The sequence below is a fragment of the Clostridium sp. AWRP genome (genome assembly GCF_004006395.2).
GTDB lineage: Bacteria > Bacillota > Clostridia > Clostridiales > Clostridiaceae > Clostridium_B.
Map to the genome: position 1 here is coordinate 22,771 of NZ_CP029758.2, position 18,598 is coordinate 41,368.

Consider the following 18,598-nt stretch of genomic DNA (forward strand, 5'->3'; position numbering starts at 1 on the left):
TAAAAAGTAGTTATATTGAATTTTTTATATAAAAATTCAATATAAAAGATAAAAAAATGTTGACATATATATAGACTGTTGTTATAATAATACTTGTCATGTTGGTCTAGGAAAGATGGTCGAGTTGGTTTAAGGCACCGGTCTTGAAAACCGGCGTACGGGTGACCGTACCAAGGGTTCGAATCCCTTTCTTTCCGCCATATAATAATTATATTTAAACGTAGGGCATGGAGAAATACTCAAGTGGCTGAAGAGGCGCCCCTGCTAAGGGCGTAGATCGGGTAACCGGTGCGAGGGTTCAAATCCCTCTTTCTCCGCCATTATGCATTTGATGATGGTTTAAATATAGTTACTTGAGGAAGTTATCCAGTAAAATGGTTACTTCTTTTTTTATTTACTAAGATAGGTATATAAATTTTAACTTGATATAGTAAATAGCCTTGATTTTAATTGGTATCTGTGTTAGTATAATACTGTTAATTTGCGTCAGTAGCTCAGTTGGATAGAGCAGTTGGCTACGAACCAGCGTGCCGGGGGTTCGACTCCTCTCTGACGCACCATAATCCATTCCAAACACTGACTTTCAGTGTTTTTTATTTTATCTAAAATCAGATAATTGTCCCCATTTTTACCCGTTATAGCTTTTTATAAAATAGCACAACTGTAACATAATTCGCAGAAAAATATATAAACATAAATAGAAAGACGTCCTATGGATGTGTAAGACGGATAAATATTTTAAATTGTCTGCTGTATTTATTGGCATTTTGATATTTTGTTTCCCAAAGTTACGAATCTGTCACCTAAAAGTCACACAGATGTAATTTGAAGGTTCTATTATATAGGTAAACCACATTACTTCACAGCATCGGTGGCGTAGACGTGCCCACAAGAGGAAATGTGTATTTGGGCGGGCAGAATGTATATGCCCAAAGCAATGAAAAACTTGCCATCTTCCTCAGAGAAAAGGTTGTTTAGTGTGCTCTTTATAGTATTCATTACAATGATGTATGCTACTTGTAAAATAAAAAAAGAAAATATCATTGATGCTCTTAGGGATGACATGACTTAATTCAAAACTAATATTAACTTAATAGAAAAAATCAAAAAACATCTGCGTTCTAATTGTCCTAAGGACGATTTTGACGTAGATGATATTGAGAAGAGGTGGTATGAATGTCTTTAATAATGCTTGGTTGTATTTTAATGCTAATCCTTGTTATCAGCATGTTGTATGAACCAAGAAGTTTCTGGAATGCACTGCTGATGATGATGGCAATTGGCATTTTTCTTCTTGGATTTGGCTCTGCACCAGGAATTCGGGGAATGATTCTTGGAATTTTAACGTTACTTTTAATACCATTGATTTTTGTTGTTACTGCCATCTTTCTGATTGTGAATGGTTTTGAGATGATGAAAAAAGAGGGACGACGTTTGCAGAATGTTCTATCTTTATTGACGGGAATAGCCATGATCCTGGGAAGTATATTAACCATTGCTGGAATATATTTTCTTCAGGATGATTCGGTGATGAGGACGATATTCTCACTGGTGTTGATTTTGGAGCTATATATTGCCTTTACGTTTGCTTCCCTATTGATCTATTCGTTGATTTACACCTGTTTACCGAAACGACTGAATTGTAATTATATTATCGTCCATGGATGTGGCCTGATAGGCGGAGAAAGAGTATCTCCGCTGCTGAAAGGCAGAGTTGACAAAGCGGTTCGTATTTACCATAAATGCAGGCAGCATCCGAAGGTTGTGGTATCAGGCGGTAAGGGAGCCGATGAGAAGATATCGGAAGCGGCAGCAATGAAAAATTATCTTGTAGAAACCGGATTTCCGGAAGAGGATATCATTTTGGAGGAACAGTCTAAGACTACCTTTGAAAATCTTAAAAATGTAAGAGATATGCTTGATGTGAATGGTGTGAAGCACCGCTATATATTTGTAACGAACAATTATCATGTTTTTCGAACAAGTCTCTATGCAAAAAAGCTGAAGATAAGGGCGAGCGGTGTTGGATGTGTAACAGCGGCTTATTACTGGCCAAGCGCCTTTATCCGTGAATATATAGCCATTATGTTCAGGTATAAATGGATATTTGCGGCGATTGTACTGTTGTGGGGGATGGTGGTTGCAAAAATTTATTACTAATGTGCTTTGTGATGACATAATTTGATTTAAAATACAGAATCCATTCTACACAAGTAATGTAAATTACAAAGAAATGCTCATCTACAGTTAATAAAAAATCTGTAGCTGTGGGCAGTTAATGTTTTGAGGTCCAAGTATGACCATACGGCGGTTTTGAAATATTAAGTTCAACATCTAAGCCTTATTAATCTAAGCCTTAGCTGAGCTTGCTACTAAAGCAAGCACCTTCTTCATATCAAGCTCTTTTTAATCTCTAATAAATAGTTTTTTCTTATTATGAGAAAATACATAATTTGAACAATTAGCATAATCCCTATTACCTGAAATGCCGGTACAGTTATTTTGATTTGAAAAGCATTTAATGCATTAATAGCAAAAATAAAATGTACCACAGCAACTGTATATGGTAATAAAAATAGTACTCCTATTTCAATGTTTAATACCTTTTTTATTTCCTTATAGGTTAAACCTATTTTATTTAACTGCTTATACTTACTCTTATCCTCTATAATATCCATATAGCACTTGTTATACAAAAAACTAGCTGTTGTTACAAAGAAAATAAGTCCTATAAATATTGCACTAAAAAAAATTACACTATAGGCTATTTTAGTCGTTTCTAATATATGAGCTTTCAGAAAACTTTTACAAATTTTATCCATGTTGTCTTCACTAAATTTATTTTCATATCCATTACATATATTCAAGGTATCCTTATAATTCTTTACATTAAATGTACTAAAGTAAACTTTACTGCCATTTATCCTTTCATATACATTATCTTTAACTACATACACATCTCCATAAAATGCTGGCATTATTCGCTTATTAATTTTTTTTGCAACTTGTATTTCTGTATTGTTTAAAACAACGTTTTTTTCTTTGTACGCTGTGGAATCGGTTATCATTATTGCCTCATTTTTATTAAACCCAACAGTATTTAAATCTAGTGTTGATGCTAATTCTTTATAAGTGTCTTCTTTAATTACAGCTACCTTATCCTCTGCCCCATAGATGATAAGCTTCAGTTCACTATTAGCTTTAGTATATTCTATGTCTTTATTTTTAAGAGAAGTTTCTATGAAATTGCCCTTTAAATCAATCTTATTTTTATTATTATAAATGTCCGATAAGAAGAATGCCTGTGGAAAATCCCTATTTATCTGGTTCTCCTTATCTCTCCAATAAGCATACACTGACCCTACTGCTGAAAGAGCAACCGTTGTGGTTATTGTAATTAAGAAAAACATCCTTGTATTATCTTTTATTCTATATAATAAATTTGATACCCATAATACTGTAGTTTTTTTCATATATAACCTTCTATTCTTTTTCATAAGCTTTATTATAAAGGTAATTAGCTCTGCAAATAGAAGATAAGTTGCTATAATAACCATTACTGTTACGGGAATTATTCTATAAGCTATATTCTTTTCACTGCTTGTAATTGACATATAATATCCTACTGTGAGTAATACTACACATAAAATCACAAGAATAATAGATGTTCTAGGTTCAGCTTTTGGCTTTTTAGTTCCTTTAAGCAATTTTAAAACCATATCTTCTTTTATTATAAAAGAACAGAATATTGAAATTATTATTCCAATCATTATAAATCCAATAAAAGTAATAATCATAGCTTTAAAGGGAATGTAAAAGCCAAGTGCATTAACTCCCAATAACTTTCCACTAACTGCTAAAAGTATCTTTGAAAAAACTATTCCAAGTATTATACCAACTACTCCTGATAATGAAGTAATAATTATATTTTCAATGCTTATCATCCTCTGTATTTGTCTTTTTGATGCTCCTATGATGTAAAGTATTCCAAATTCTTTATATCTGCTTTTTAAAAAAATACTTACAGAATAAAAGACGAAGAAACATAAAAACAAGTATGCAATGACTATTGTAATATGAAGTGCATTTCTCATATGCTCAGGTAATTTAAGCACCACAAACTTTGGATGAAATATAATCATTGTAAAAGAAAACAACAGTGCTGCTGATATGCTGCTACTTAAGAAATATGCAAAATATGCTTTTACATTTCTATATACATTTTTAGTGGCAAACTCTCTAAAATTCATTAGTTTCCACCTCCAAGCAGAGCAAGCACATCAATGATTTCTTGATAAAACTTGGTTCTACTGTCTCCCTTATAAATTTCATTATATATAGTTCCATCTTTTATAAATAGAATTCTGCTGCAGTAACTTGCAGATAGTGGATCATGTGTTACCATCATTGTAGTTACCTTTTCTTCTCTATTTATTTTTTCAAATAGCTCCATCACGACTTTAGCAGCCTTTGAATCCAAATTGCCTGTTGGCTCATCTGCCAATAATAATGTAGGTTTATGTATTAATGCTCTTGCAATAGCCGTTCTTTGTGCCTGCCCACCCGATATTTCAAAGCTTCTTTTATTAACTATGCTTTCTATTCCCAGTATTTTTGATATTCTATTAAGTTCATTATCCTGATCTTTAACAGGTGCTCCATCTAATGTAAGGGGCAGCACTATATTTTCTCCTACAGTTAGGGTATCTAACAAATTAAAATCTTGAAATACAAAGCCTAATTCCCTTCTTCTAAATAATGCTAAAGCATCTCCCTTAAGCTTCAAAGGATTTTTATCTTTTATTCTTATCTCACCTGAAGTTGGTTTATCTACTGTTGAAACCATATTTAGAAGAGTAGTTTTTCCACTTCCCGAGGGTCCCATTATACCTACAAATTCCCCTTCTTCTATATTAAAACTTATATTATCTAAAGCATTAAATGTCACCTTTTTACCGTATATCTTGCTTAAATTCATAACCTCTAAAACTTTCATCTTCTATCACCCCTTTTATGCTGTTAAAACAATAACCTTAGTTAATACTAATACCCCAAGCAAAACACCTGCTGCAATTCTATAAACTGCAAAAACTTTCATTGGCTTCTTTTTTAAGTAGTCAACAAACTTCTTCATAACAACTAACGCTACTATAAATGCCACAATAAATCCAATTACTAGTGAAACCCATAAAGTTGGTGTCATTATAGCATAATTAAATTCAAATAAGTCCTTTACTGTTGCCCCTATCATAGCTGGAATGGCCATAAAAAATGAGAATTCTGCTGCTATTGAGGTTGATAACCCTGCAATCCATCCACCCATTATTGTGGAAGCACTTCTTGACATTCCAGGCCACATAGAAAGAAGTTGAAATAAACCAATCGTAAAAGCCTGAACATATGTTATTCTATCTATACTTTCTATTTTATGCTTTTTATTTCTGAATCTGTTTTCGATTACTAAAAGCAATATTCCTCCAACTATAAATCCAACTATTACAGCCTCTGGTATAAACTTTGATTTTATTTTACTGTAAAACAGCACCCCTGCAATGCCCATTGGAATAGATGATACAATGACATTTATCCCAAATCTAAGGCCTGTCTTCCCTTCTCTTCCCTTAGTAAATATAAATTTGAAAAATTCTATTATACTATCCTTAATCTTTTTAAAGTACAAAACAACTACTGCCATTATTGCTCCAAGTTGAATTACAACTTCAAACATCTTTGCAAATTCTCCTTGAAAATGAATTGCCCATCCAATTAGTATCATATGACCTGTGGAGGATACTGGTATAAATTCAGTTATTCCCTCCACAATTGCTATTATAATTGCTTTCAATATAAATACTATATCCATGTCTTAACACTCCTTACGAATTACTTATTACTTGTATATAGTTTATAATAACAATTTGTAATCTGATATCTTCAAAGCTTACAGGAATGTGACAACCATGTAAGATTTCATAATTCAAATAAAAATAGCAAACAAATAGTCAACCTATTCATTTGCTACCTATTAAACATTATTGTAACCTTTGTTCCCTCACTAATTTTTGACTCTATTTCTATTTCATGCCCTAAATTTTTGCATACTTCTTTGGCTATATATAATCCCATACCTGTAGATTCTCCAAATTTTCGCCCATTCTCTCCTGTAAAGAAGGGATCAAATACTCTCTTAATATCTTTATCTGGTATTCCCACTCCTCCATCAATAACACTTAATTTAATTTTCTTTTCTTCTTCATAAGCTTTTATAATTACTTCTTTTCCCTTACCTTTTGAATACTTTACACCATTAATAATAAGCTGACCTAATACAAACTTTAGCCACTTCTTATCACTATATACTTTTATATTCTCATCAATTTCTACTTTAGGTATTATTCTATTTCTTATAAAAGTCTTCTTTTCTTCATTTACCACATCAAAAACTAAGTTCTTTAAAGCAATTTGCCGAGCTAAAAAATCCTTTTTAAAAGAATCTATCCTGGCATAGTGCATTGCCATATTCAAGCCTTTATTTAACTTGCTGATTTCCTCTTCCATACTCAAAGCCTTTTCTTCTCCTTGATATTCTTGAAGCTGCAGCTGCATTATCGAAAGAGGCGTCTTCATCTGATGTACCCATTGATTTATAAAAGTTAAATGTTCATTATGAAGCTTGTTACATTTTTGTATTTCAACTTCATATAAATTATGCTGTTCCTTTAATAGATTAGAAATATCCCGGCTCAAATCTGAGCTTCCAAGCTCAAGAAAGGCATCATTTAGTGAGGTTGCTCCATTCTTTAAAACTCTGTATAATTGCCTGTTTTGATAATATCTAAAAGATAAAAAACACATTAAAATAAATGTATTAAAGATTATTATATAAATACTTTCATTAACTTCTATAAACCTCATAATATTAGAATATATAATTGTAAGTGCCAAACTCAATAAATATATAAAAATATAGCCTTTATTATATTTTAAAAATAATTTCATCTAATTCACACTACCAGGTTTTATTTAGCCTGTAACCTGCTCCCCTTATAGTTTCTATAGCTCCGTCTATACCTAAACTCTGCAGCCTTTTTCTTATCCTGCTGATGTTTACACTTAAAGTATTTTCCTCCACAAACTCAATATCATCCCATATCTGTTCTAAAAGAAAATCTCTACTTACTACCTTAGGATACTTTTTCATAAGGAATTCTAGAAGTATGCCTTCCCTTTTAGTAATAATTAATCTTTTATCCTTAAATTCAACTTCCAGCCTTTCTGGATAGAACTTAAGACCATCAACTTCAACTATTTTTTCCTCAATCTTAGGTGCATAATCACCATAGGCTCTTCTTATATGACTTTTTATTTTTGCAATAACAACATCATAGTAAAAAGGCTTAATTATATAATCATCGCCTCCACTATCTAATGCCATAACCTGATCCATCCCGCTATCTCTTGCAGATATAAATATTATAGGAATTTTTGATTGCTGTCTTATCTTTTTGCACCAATAAAATCCATCATATTTTGGTAAATTAACATCCAGAAGTACTAAATCTGGGCTATATTCATTAAATTCTTTCATTATATCCTCAAAATTTTCTGCCGCTGTTACTTCAAAACCATATTTGTCTATGTGTCCTTTTAATAAAGTACTTATTGATATGTCATCTTCTATAATGTATATTTTGTATTTCATATTATTTTCTCCCTACCCTAGATTTATTCCCATTTTAACACAATTAGTTTCTTTTTTTAAGATTCTATTGCTTGCTCTTGGGGAACATAACAAGTACCTGATCCCTTTGTGAGGACAACGATCAAATTCCATCTGAACCTAAGAATCACTTGATCTCTTCTATTTCTTCATCTTTCTATTCGTTTCTCAAAGTGACGAATCTCTCACCCTAAAGTCACAGAGATGTAAGCTGAAGGTTCTATTATATAGATAAAACATGAAAAAGGGGTGTAACATCATTTATGAAAATCAGTATCAAAAACGTGAGTATGACATACAAAACGGGAAAAAAGGCACTAAGTAACATAAACTTAGAAGTTAACAGCCCGAATTTTATAGGACTTTTGGGTCCCAATGGTGCTGGAAAAAGTACCTTTATGAAACTATTGATATCGAAGATAATACCGACAGCCGGTGAAATAATTGTTGATGGTAAACCAATCCAAAAGTACGAAAAAGAACTCAGAAAGCAGCTCGGGTATTTGCCCCAAAGCTTTGGTTTATATGATGAATTAACAGTTTATGAGTTTTTAGATTACATGTGTGCATTAAAAGAAATTAAAAACAACGTGAAAGGTATTATTGGGCAAGCTATTGAAAAGACTGATTTGCAAGAAAAAAGAAATTTTAAAATTAAAACTCTTTCTGGTGGTCAGAGGCAGCGTGTTGGTATAGCACAAGTATTACTTGGAAATCCTGAACTTATAATTTTAGATGAACCTACAGTTGGACTTGATCCAGAAGAAAGAATTAATTTCAGAAATGTATTTTCACAGACTGCAAATGACAAGATAGTGTTACTTTCTACTCACATCATCGATGATATACAAGCCATTTGCAATAGAATTATAATCATTAATAACGGTACGATTTTATTTGACGGAACTTCGCCGGATTTAATAAAAGCTGTACACGGACATGTTGGTTTTGTTGAGGAAAAAGATAACGAGACTTTAGAAAAAAGAATTGGAGGTAAGTACAAAATCACATCCAAATTGTTTACCGGCAATGGTATATCCTGTCGTGTTATTGGCAAAGAAATAGAAAGCTCTATTTCACTTATAGAGCCTACCCTGGAAGATGCGTATACATACGTCATACACAATGGGGGTGTTCATTAAATGAGAAATGCATTTTTTGCCTATGAAACAAAGCGGATTCTGAAGTCCAGATTTACTCAAATAATAATCTTACTAACTTCAGTTTCTCCTCTGATTGGTGCACTGCTCTCAACCTACATTAGCGAAGATATTAGCAATTTGATATTTGGAATAAATAGCTCTACTCTTTTATCTCAAACGATACTTTTTCCCGCAAAGGTAGGAGCAGTACTTGTAGCTTTTGCTTTTACTGCACTAACAGTTTTTGAGTTTGACAAAATACTTAGGTTTAGAGTCAATTATATAATTGAACCAATATCAAGTCCTATAAAGATACATTTAACCAAAATTACAGGCTTAATGTGTGCCGGTCTTATTTCAACGGTCTGTTCAATGATAATTATGATTCCCAATTATATATTTAAAGTGGGTAGTCTAACTAGTTTTAGTTATTTTTTGCTCAGTTACTCCATAATAATTTTTGGATCGATTTTGCTAACAATTCTTATTACCGCAGGATTTTATCTTATATTTAGGAACGTTAATATAACCTGCATTATTATGATTTTAGCGGTACTCTTTAGTTTTTTGGCAGGAAATATCAATTATCAATATATGTGGGTTCAGACAGGTGCTAGTGGACTTTCCTCAAATTTCGGAAGCGGGAATATTGTTTTGGGAATGCTCTGGAATAGGCTCTTTGGGTTATCGGTAGCTATGTCTATATTTTTATTTGGAATACTAAGCGATAGATGTTATGAAAAAGGACTATTTAAATCTCTCTTTAAAAACTGTAAAAAATATAAGCTCATACCAATTTGCTTTTTGGTTTCTCTTTTTGGGGTATTTTTGGTTTTTCAAAATGAACCAATTTTCAAACCAATTTCGCTTACGGATGTTGCATCAGTATTAATTAGTGGTAAAAAAGAAACGCCTGTAAACGTAAGTGTCATAGGAACTTCAAATATGTTTGTAGATTTTAAGATAGAAAAAGATAAGAATTGTGCTAGCGGAGCTTATTTTGAGGAACTGCAAAATGGCACTGATAAGCCTCAAAATGTATATTTTGAATTAGCAGATGGTTACCACATTAGTGAAATCAAGTTAGGCAACAAAGGCATAAGTTGTATACAGGTTTCGCCCAAGATTTTGAGCAGCGCAAAACTTAACAACGTTTTTGAAATAAGCATTCCAAGAAACACTAAAACTAAATTAAGCATAAGGTATTCAGGTACACCGAAAGCCAAAAGTACAACTAAAGATTTTTCCCAAGGAATTAGCAAAAATTATGTAAGGTTAAATGGCACCACAGACATTGCACCTGTTGTTTGTGTTGAACAAAGTGATAGGATTATTGAAGGAACAATAAAAATGGACTCAAAGTTTACAGTCATAACTCAGGGAGAAAAAAATCGCAAAATTTCTGAACAGGATGGTTTTACTACTTGGAGTTTTTCTTGGAATAAACTAAGTGACTTATCTTTGACAGCCGGACGATATGGAATATTTGAAAGAAATGTAAGGGGTACAAATGTGGAGTTTTTCTATCCATTGGCTGCGAGAAAAGAATTTGAATCCAGAGGAAATGACACGCTTGATATATTCTCATTCTTTTCGGAAAAATTTGGGCTCCTAGGTAAAGATAATCTTAAAGTAGTTGTAACATCAGGAGTACAGGGCAAAGGTGGATTTCAAAACGGAAATATCTCTTATGTTTCCGAAGATTGTTTAAAGAAAAAATCCAATGTGGATTCACAGATAGCATCTTCTTCTGACACTTTTGCTTTGCTCACACATGAAATTGCTCATCAGTGGTGGGGCACTGGAATAAATGTCTCTAATGCAAACAGCCATAATCAAATAGATAAAAATCACGATGAATGGTCAGATGAGGCTTTTGCGGATTTTAGCACTTATTTATTCTTGAAAAACAAATTTGGAAAAGCCTATGCAGAAAATTTATTGCTTAAAAAATGGAAAGAAGCAACAAATGAATTAAATCGAAACTTTTATCGAAGAAATCCTGAATACATGAACAAATTATCAATGCTTCCGAAGTATTACGTCTCATTATTTTTAAGAGGTGGTAAAATTTATGGTTTGGGACCACTTGAAGTTTACAATATCTATAAGCACATTGGTGAAGAAAATTATTTTAATTCTATGAAAGTTATTTACAAAGAATATTACGATAAAAAAGATAAAAAACTATCTTTTTCTGAGTTTTTAAATATTACTGGTGTCACACAAGGAGGTAGCCGTCAATGGATATAAAAATTCTTAAATATGAGCTGAAAAGAATAATTTTTTCAAAAATATTTGTGATAACTTTTATAATTGCACTTTTTTTTTCAGTGATTGACCTCTATACAGAAATAATACAAGGTGTTTCTGGTACGGCACCTTTTTCCAAATGGAGTTATTGCAAGTTTTTGTGTGACATAAATACGATTATGTTATTAATTCTAATGTTTTCTTGTACAGGACTTTTTTCTAGAAACGAACAAAGAGTAAGAGAAATTACTTCATGTACATCTTTACCACAGAAAAAGTATCTGGCTACAAAAAGTTTTGCCATGTTTATTTCTTACTTAATTATTGCGGTATGCTGTATTTTGATAAGTTTGGTGTTTTACAAGACAACTTTTAACTTTACAGATTTTCAAAACTTTTTATTACCGATCTTAATAATACTACTTCCCACTTTTGTGTTTGTTTTTGGAATGAGTATGTTTTTAGGCAGCAAAAGCCAAATTTTGCTCTATTCTTGGATTCCAATTGTTTTGATTTTGTCACTTATGAGTTTTAATAGTACACCTTTTATTGATATTTTCGCCAAAGGGTATGTGACTTATATGCCTACAGTTCTACCCGTTGATAGTCTCGGTGAACCTATTTTTAGATTGTCTTTAGATTTTATAATGAGTAGGCTTACATTTACTCTAGTAGGAATGGTTTTATATGTGGCTTCATTTAAGAAGCTTTCTGGAAAACCTTAAAAAGTTAATATAAATCTACTAAGTAAAAAGCTAATTTTTGTGCGGCATTAAATTAGCTCTGCCGCACAGCAGAAATTAGAAAGTTTATATGTATGTACCCAAAATAATCTTGATGTTGTTTTATATCTAGTTTGTATATTTCCGTTAAAGGAAATATAATAAAATTATGGAGGTGCTATACGTGGATTATATAACAACAAAAGAAGCAGCTAGAAATTGGGGAATCACAGACAGAATGGTAGTGTACTATTGCTCTGCTGAGAGGATTAAGGGAGCTGAAAAAATGGGAAATACATGGCTTGTTCCTGCCCACGCTAAAAAACCAGCTGACGGACGATATAGGAACAGTAAAGTAAAGGATGGTGAAAATAAATGAAACGGATATTTTTGGTTGAGGACGATAAGACAATTGCCAGAAACCTTGTGCTTTTGCTCCGCTCGGAGGGATTTACAGTTACTCACGCATCTACGCGTAGTGATGCCCTTGACGCAATTGCTGGGAATAAATTTGACCTGGCGCTTATAGATATTTCTTTGCCTGATGGAAATGGCTTTACGGTTTGCACGGAAATCAAAGAAATGCAGGATGTCCCTGTTATTTTTCTGACGGCTTCCGGCGATGAGGCAAGTGTTGTTACCGGGCTAAACATGGGCGCCGACGACTATATAACTAAGCCTTTTCGTCCGCGTGAACTTATTGCACGAATTAGAAAAGCCCTGCGAAAAAGCGGTCGTTTTCCATCAACTTTTGAAATCTGCGGGCTTCATGTTGATATGGCAAGCGGTGTCGTGAAAAAGGACGACAGTGAAGTTTTTCTTTCAGCCTTAGAATACCGCTTGCTTCTGGTGTTTATTAACAATCCCAAAAGTATTATCACAAGGAGCAGGCTGCTTGACGAATTGTGGGATGCTGCGGGCGAGTTTGTTAATGATAATACATTGACCGTGTACATTAAACGCCTACGGGAGAAGATAGAGAACAATCCAGCAAGCCCGCAAATAATTCTGACCGTTCGCGGGACTGGATATAGATTGGGGGAGGGGTATGTTTCGAAATAGAGAGTTTAGAAAGTTTGCTATTTTGTTCTCTTTAATAGCTGCAGCCGCTGTTACGTTTGGATTTGCAATTAATGCGGCAGCTGGAATTCTTGCTATTGCTTCTGCTATCGCCTTTGGAATAGCGTTTTTTGCATTTACCAAAGCCCGATATAAAAGCATTGCGCAAATTTCAGATCAAATCGATATTGTACTTCATAATGCTGATCATCTGTATATTGGTGAATTAGATGAGGGTGAACTTTCCATTTTGCAAAGCGAGATAACAAAAATGACGCTGCGTATTCGCGAGCAAAATGATGCACTGAAAAAAGAAAAAGAACATCTTGCTGATTCGCTGGCTGACATAGCTCATCAACTCCGCACCCCTCTCACATCTGTAAACCTCATTCTATCATTATTAGAGAATAACCCTGACGAAAATGAACGGAAAGCATTGATACGGGAAACAAAGGAATTGTTTGTGCAGATGGATTGGCTGCTTACTTCCCTGCTAAAATTATCCCGCCTGGACGCAGGCATTGTGGCTTTTAAATGTGAACAGATAGATGTAAATACTTTGATAAGTGCTGCGATTCACCCACTTTTGATCCAAGTGGAACTGCACGATATTTCTTTGCAAATAGACGTGCCGAAAGGGATAATCATTCAGGGCGATTTTGGTTGGCTTTCGGAAGCAATTCAAAACATCATCAAAAATTGTATGGAAAGTGTAGGCGATGACGGGAAGATTGAGATTATTGGAATGGATAACCCATTGTTTACCGAGATCACAATTCATGATAGCGGCGCGGGCTTTGAAAAAGAAGATTTACCATGCCTGTTTGACAGGTTCTATCGTGGAAAAAACTCAAATGCCACAGGATACGGGATTGGACTCGCTCTCTGCAAGATGATTATAACACGGCAGGGTGGGACGATTACCGCCAAAAATCACCTGCAGGGCGGCGCAATATTTGACCTTCGTTTCCCAAAGTGACGAATCTCTCACTTTAAAGTCACAGAGATGTAAGTTGAGAGTTCTACTATATAGGTAAAACATGAAAAGGGAGGCTCATATAATGGAGTTTTTAAAAATTGAGAATTTATGCAAGGTCTACGGCACTGGTGAAAGTCAGGTTACTGCGCTTGACCATGTTTCGCTTACAATAGAAAAAGGAGGATTTACTTCAATTATCGGTTCCTCCGGCTCTGGAAAGTCCACTCTGCTGCATGCTATTGCTGGTGTGGATGTGCCAACAAGCGGAAAGATATATTTAGAGGGTCAGGATGTATATGCCCAGAACAATGAAAAACTTGCTATCTTCCGCAGGCGCCAGGTTGGACTGATTTACCAATTTCACAACCTTATTCCAACTCTGAATGTGGTGGAAAATATTACATTGCCTATATTGATGGACAAACGAAAGGTCAATAAGAAGAGGCTGAATGAATTGATGGAATTGCTTGGGCTAAAGGGACGAGAAACACATTTACCAAATCAGCTTTCAGGCGGTCAGCAGCAGCGTGTTTCCATAGGGCGTGCTTTGATGAACGCTCCGGCGGTAATGCTTGCCGACGAGCCAACAGGTAGTTTGGACAGCCGAAATGGACATGAAATTATAAAGTTGCTTAAAGAAAGCAATAAAAAATACAATCAGACACTTATCGTTGTTACACATGACGAAGATATTGCCCTGCAAGCAGATCGCATTATCGGTATATCGGACGGCAAAGTAGTGAGAGATGAGAAGGTGAGACCATGAACATTTTCAATAAAGTTACACTTCAAAGCATGAAAAAAAGCCGTACACGAACGATTGTAACGGTGATCGGAGTTGTACTGTCCGCTGCCCTGATTACGGCAGTTGTCACTTTTGGCGTTTCCCTGATGAACTATATGGCAAACGGTGAGGCTCACAAATATGGCGGCTGGCACATCAAATTTGAGGATGTGGATTCTTCTTTCGCAGCGAAGCAGGCAAGTAACAACAAAGTTGCAAATACCACATCATTTGAAAATATCGGCTACGCAAAGCTTAACGGTGGAAAAATTCATGACAAACCGTATTTTTTTATTGCCGGATTCAGCAAGAAAACATTTAATGACCTCCCTCTCACATTGTGTGCCGGCAGGTTGCCAAAAAACAACAGAGAGATTGTTGTTCCTGAGAGAGTTGTAATAAAAGATGGCGTTAAGTTACGTGTGGGTGACACGCTTACCCTTGCTGTTGGAAACCGAATGAGTGGGAACAAAAATTTTGGTCAACACGACCCTTATATTTCAGGGAAAGAAACTCTTGTGCCAAAAACAGAGAAAACTTACACAGTAGTTGGTTTCTGCGAAACGCCCCACTTTGATGAAAATTCTGCGCCTGGATATACTGCAATTACAACTGCAGATGCAGCAGACACAGCAAACAATCTAAGCTTGTTTGTCACGCTAAAGAAACCGTTTGAGGCTCATACTTATGCAAAAAATACAGCTTCAGATCATGCTTACATCTTTAATAGTGATGTGCTGCGTTTCATTGGTCTTTCAAATGATCCAGGCGATAAGGTGTTCAATGCATTTTTGTACTCAGCCGGTGCCATAGTAGTCATCATCATTATGATTGGTTCTATTTTTCTGATTTATAATTCATTCAATATTTCCTTGAATGAGCGCACACACCAATTCGGGATTCTCTCATCTGTGGGAGCCACCCCAAGACAACTGCGTCATTCAGTGCTGTTTGAAGGACTTTGTATCGGTGCTATTGGTATCCCGATTGGAGTTATCATTGGCATAGTCAGCATCAAACTTGCGATTGGCATCGTCGCCAAAAACTTCGCAAACGTTCTTTTTGCCAATGTACCTTTGACCTTGACGGTGTCCGCTCCCGCAATCATTGCAGCAGTGGTGACCAGCATGATCACAATCCTGATTTCGGCAGATATTCCAGCTCGCAAGGCTGCCAATATGCCAGTTATGGAGTGTATTCGCCAGACGAATGATGTCAAAGTCGAATCAAAAGCTGTGAAAACGTCAAAACTTGTGGAGCGTATTTACGGCTTGGAGGGAACTCTTGCATTAAAGAACTTTAAGAGGAACAAAAAGCGCTACAGCAGCATTGTGCTGTCACTTGTTCTAAGCGTAGTGCTGTTTATATCGACCAGTTCCCTTGTAATAGATTTGAAACAGGCGTCGGCAGGTGCAAAAGAGGTTACTAATAGTGATGTCGGTTTTGGCACACATGATATGAAAGACAGCGAAATGCTGCAGCTTTATAGCAAACTAAAAAACGTCGATGATGTTGACGAAAGCTCGTATCAAGTTGTTATGAACTATTTCTGTGCTGCCAAGGGCAGTGATCTTTCAGACGCTTACAAGAAATCGGAAAGTTCACATTCGCCGAAGGAAACGATGAATTTACCAATGCAAATACAGTTTTTAGATGACAGTACATATCTGAAGGTTGTCAAAAGTTTAGGTTTGCCTACAGATAAATATACCGGACAAAATGCGAAATTAATCGGCGTCGCCAAAGTGGACAGCCACGACAATCAGAAAACGGCCAGCCAAATTCCAAATGTGTTCAAGAGTTCTGCCACCAATTTTACCATTTTTCCCAAAACAAATGGCAAACCGGAGATGAAACAGGGATATAATGTAAGTATTACATTTATGAACAATTTTGTGCCGCTTGATACACCTCCTATCTTAACAGACACAAAACAAAAATCAGATGGAATTTATGTGACTGCCCCATATTCACTCAAGGAAAAGTTTAATGCCACTGGTGCTCCTGCAGATATTATAACTAAGGGCATGACATTTCAGTCAAAGAATCCATCGAAGTCATCGGATAAAATGAAAGAGATAGTTCAGGATATGGGAATTACAACCCCGTACATCCTTTTGAATATGTCTGGAATGCTTGATCAGAGCCGCAATATGATATTCATTGCCGATGTGTTCTCTTATGCTTTTATAATTATGATTTCGCTGATTGCAGTTGCCAATGTGTTCAACACAATTTCCACGAACATCAAGATGCGCAGACGTGAGCTTGCCATGCTTCGCTCTGTAGGAATGTCCGACCACGATTTCCAAAAGATGATGAATTTCGAGTGTGTCTTTTATGGCATGAAGGCGCTGGTCATTGGGCTTCCCCTGGCAATCATATTCTCATGGTTCATGCACAAAGAAATGAACGGCAGCGAAATGGGAAGTTTTGTGATGCCGTGGGCCAGTATCGGAATTAGCATATTTGGTGTGCTATTTATAGTGTTCATTACAATGCTGTATTCTATTAGAAAGATAAAGAAAGAAAATATTATTGATGCACTTCGGGATGATATGGATTGATTCAAAGCTGATATTGATATTGAAAATATTGAAAATACGGAGGTGGTATTAAAGTCACCAGTTTTAAGGATACGGCGTTATCTTATGAGATATCGCCGTGTTTATTTTGTATCAACATAGGGTTTGTACTTATGAAATACAATTCCATAAGTACCTGTATAGAATATTCTATGCCATATAAGTATAAATAAATTAGATTGGAGTGGTTTTATGAAAATTAAGCAGAATTTTAAATCGCTTTAAATCTGATGAACTAATCATTAAAGAAAAATGTTCCAGTGATGGACGTTTGAATTTTCTTAAATTGACCGAGTCAATGGATAATACTACATGGACAAATCATTTGGTTAAAGAAGAACGCTGGGATTTATATATATAACTAAAATTTAACATTAAAAATTGAGTAATTTGCTGAAACACTGTAAAATTTTTCAAAGTAATACGGTGTTTCAGCAAATTAATTTAAATAGCATTATTAGTGCTGATAAGACTTAATTCAAATTAACAGCATCAATTTCTTCTTTTGCCTTTAATAATAATTCAACTGCCAGTTTGTTTTTTTCATCAGTAGCTCGGAAAGTTGGAATACTTATGCTGATGGCTGCGGTTGTTTTTCCTTTTGAGGTCAGGGGAACAGCGTAGCAGCGTAAAAATTCTGTTACTTCCTCAACCTCCTTTGCAACATGAGTTTCTCTAATCCTTTTTAATTCCACTTCTAAAACAGAAAAATCCGTTATAGTATTTTTGGTAATGGGTTTTAAGCCATCAGGATAAAGCGTTTTTATTTCTTCAATATTGTATTCGCTTAATAGGGCTTTCCCTAATGCTGTACAATAAGCGGGTATTCGTTTCCCTACATATGAAATAAGTCGAATATCAATATCTTTTATAGGATCTTCTTTTAATATATAAAGTACATTGTTTCCATCAAGAATGCCCATTTGACAGGTTTCATCGATATTACTGACAATGTTCTTCATTATTTTTTGTATAAAATCTAACATATTTTTATTTCGTGAATAGGATGCTCCGATACAAAAAGTGGAAATTCCTATTGAATACTTTAGAGAGCTTTTTTCAAGAGAAAGAAAATTACGTTCTAACATTGTCTGGATAATAGGATAAAGGGTGCTTTTTGGTACATCAATTGTTTCAGAAATCTCTGTTAATGTTAAGCCTTTAGGCTTGACTGACAAAAGATTTAATATATTTAGCACTCTTTCCGTTGGTTTATGTGCCATATTTACAACCACCATTCAAATTTTTATAAAACTTTGTTATACAATAACAATTATAAATGCCTTGTTAGTAATATTCAATCTCCATTTACACATATAAAAATAAATATTTCTATAAAAGCACTTCAATTAAA

Annotated in this window: 16 protein-coding genes, 3 tRNA genes and 1 pseudogene; 14 read left to right on the forward strand and 6 right to left on the reverse strand. The window is 34.6% G+C overall.

Annotated features, from left to right (window positions below):
- Positions 1-109 precede the first annotated feature (109 nt).
- From DMR38_RS00090 to DMR38_RS00115, 6 genes and pseudogenes are all read left to right on the forward strand, one after another.
- A tRNA-Ser gene (locus tag DMR38_RS00090) sits at positions 110-200 on the forward strand.
- Between the two features lie 29 nt (positions 201-229).
- Positions 230-320, forward strand: a tRNA-Ser gene (locus DMR38_RS00095).
- Positions 321-483: 163 nt separating this feature from the next.
- Positions 484-560: transfer RNA gene (locus tag DMR38_RS00100), tRNA-Arg, on the forward strand.
- A gap of 292 nt (positions 561-852) precedes the next feature.
- A pseudogene (locus tag DMR38_RS22170) lies at positions 853-972 on the forward strand (ABC transporter ATP-binding protein); the annotation flags it as partial.
- The gene (locus tag DMR38_RS00110; protein WP_175412885.1) at positions 926-1,072 is read left to right on the forward strand and encodes a hypothetical protein; all 147 of its coding nucleotides are present in this window, start codon (positions 926-928) and stop codon (positions 1,070-1,072) included. The pseudogene DMR38_RS22170 and the gene DMR38_RS00110, both read left to right, overlap by 47 nt.
- Before the next feature lie 104 nt (positions 1,073-1,176).
- Entirely contained in the window at positions 1,177-2,160 is a 984-nt protein-coding gene (locus tag DMR38_RS00115; RefSeq protein WP_127719445.1) for a YdcF family protein, read from the forward strand.
- 230 nt (positions 2,161-2,390) lie between these two features.
- On the opposite strand, the gene DMR38_RS00120 is transcribed toward DMR38_RS00115, so the two are convergent.
- The 5 genes from DMR38_RS00120 to DMR38_RS00140 form a co-directional block, all read right to left on the reverse strand.
- Entirely contained in the window at positions 2,391-4,250 is a 1,860-nt protein-coding gene (locus DMR38_RS00120) for an ABC transporter permease (protein ID WP_127719446.1), read from the reverse strand.
- Positions 4,250-4,996: an ABC transporter ATP-binding protein gene (locus tag DMR38_RS00125; protein ID WP_127719447.1), complete on the reverse strand. Its 747-nt coding sequence runs from the start codon at positions 4,994-4,996 to the stop codon at positions 4,250-4,252. The genes DMR38_RS00120 and DMR38_RS00125 overlap by 1 nt, the downstream gene beginning before the upstream one ends.
- 15 nt (positions 4,997-5,011) lie before the next feature.
- Positions 5,012-5,863 (reverse strand): undecaprenyl-diphosphate phosphatase, encoded by an 852-nt coding sequence (locus DMR38_RS00130; RefSeq protein ID WP_127719448.1) that lies wholly within the window; start codon positions 5,861-5,863, stop codon positions 5,012-5,014.
- 155 nt (positions 5,864-6,018) lie between these two features.
- Positions 6,019-6,999 (reverse strand): sensor histidine kinase, encoded by a 981-nt coding sequence (locus tag DMR38_RS00135; RefSeq protein WP_127719449.1) that lies wholly within the window; start codon positions 6,997-6,999, stop codon positions 6,019-6,021.
- A gap of 10 nt (positions 7,000-7,009) precedes the next feature.
- Positions 7,010-7,702, reverse strand: a complete 693-nt coding sequence (locus DMR38_RS00140) for a response regulator transcription factor (RefSeq protein WP_127719450.1) — start codon at positions 7,700-7,702, stop codon at positions 7,010-7,012.
- Between the two features lie 281 nt (positions 7,703-7,983).
- Between DMR38_RS00140 and DMR38_RS00145 the strand changes: the two genes are divergently transcribed.
- From DMR38_RS00145 to DMR38_RS00180, 8 genes are all read left to right on the forward strand, one after another.
- Positions 7,984-8,862, forward strand: a complete 879-nt coding sequence (locus DMR38_RS00145) for an ATP-binding cassette domain-containing protein (RefSeq protein WP_127719451.1) — start codon at positions 7,984-7,986, stop codon at positions 8,860-8,862.
- Positions 8,863-11,115 (forward strand): hypothetical protein, encoded by a 2,253-nt coding sequence (locus DMR38_RS00150; protein WP_127719452.1) that lies wholly within the window; start codon positions 8,863-8,865, stop codon positions 11,113-11,115.
- Positions 11,106-11,840, forward strand: a complete 735-nt coding sequence (locus DMR38_RS00155; RefSeq protein ID WP_127719453.1) for a hypothetical protein — start codon at positions 11,106-11,108, stop codon at positions 11,838-11,840. Before DMR38_RS00150 ends, DMR38_RS00155 begins: the two co-directional genes overlap by 10 nt.
- 181 nt (positions 11,841-12,021) lie before the next feature.
- Positions 12,022-12,216 carry a DNA-binding protein gene (locus DMR38_RS00160; protein ID WP_127719454.1) on the forward strand — a complete coding sequence of 65 codons (195 nt, stop codon included), beginning with the start codon at positions 12,022-12,024 and terminating at the stop codon, positions 12,214-12,216.
- Positions 12,213-12,899: a response regulator transcription factor gene (locus tag DMR38_RS00165; RefSeq protein ID WP_127719455.1), complete on the forward strand. Its 687-nt coding sequence runs from the start codon at positions 12,213-12,215 to the stop codon at positions 12,897-12,899. Before DMR38_RS00160 ends, DMR38_RS00165 begins: the two co-directional genes overlap by 4 nt.
- Entirely contained in the window at positions 12,886-13,875 is a 990-nt protein-coding gene (locus DMR38_RS00170) for a HAMP domain-containing sensor histidine kinase (RefSeq protein ID WP_127719456.1), read from the forward strand. Before DMR38_RS00165 ends, DMR38_RS00170 begins: the two co-directional genes overlap by 14 nt.
- An 82-nt stretch (positions 13,876-13,957) precedes the next feature.
- Positions 13,958-14,641 (forward strand): ABC transporter ATP-binding protein, encoded by a 684-nt coding sequence (locus tag DMR38_RS00175; RefSeq protein ID WP_127719457.1) that lies wholly within the window; start codon positions 13,958-13,960, stop codon positions 14,639-14,641.
- Positions 14,638-17,226 (forward strand): ABC transporter permease, encoded by a 2,589-nt coding sequence (locus tag DMR38_RS00180; RefSeq protein ID WP_127719458.1) that lies wholly within the window; start codon positions 14,638-14,640, stop codon positions 17,224-17,226. The genes DMR38_RS00175 and DMR38_RS00180 overlap by 4 nt, the downstream gene beginning before the upstream one ends.
- Before the next feature lie 491 nt (positions 17,227-17,717).
- On the opposite strand, the gene DMR38_RS00185 is transcribed toward DMR38_RS00180, so the two are convergent.
- Complete coding sequence (locus tag DMR38_RS00185; RefSeq protein WP_127719459.1) at positions 17,718-18,467, reverse strand: IclR family transcriptional regulator; 750 nt, start codon at positions 18,465-18,467, stop codon at positions 17,718-17,720.
- Between the last annotated feature and the right edge of the window lie 131 nt (positions 18,468-18,598).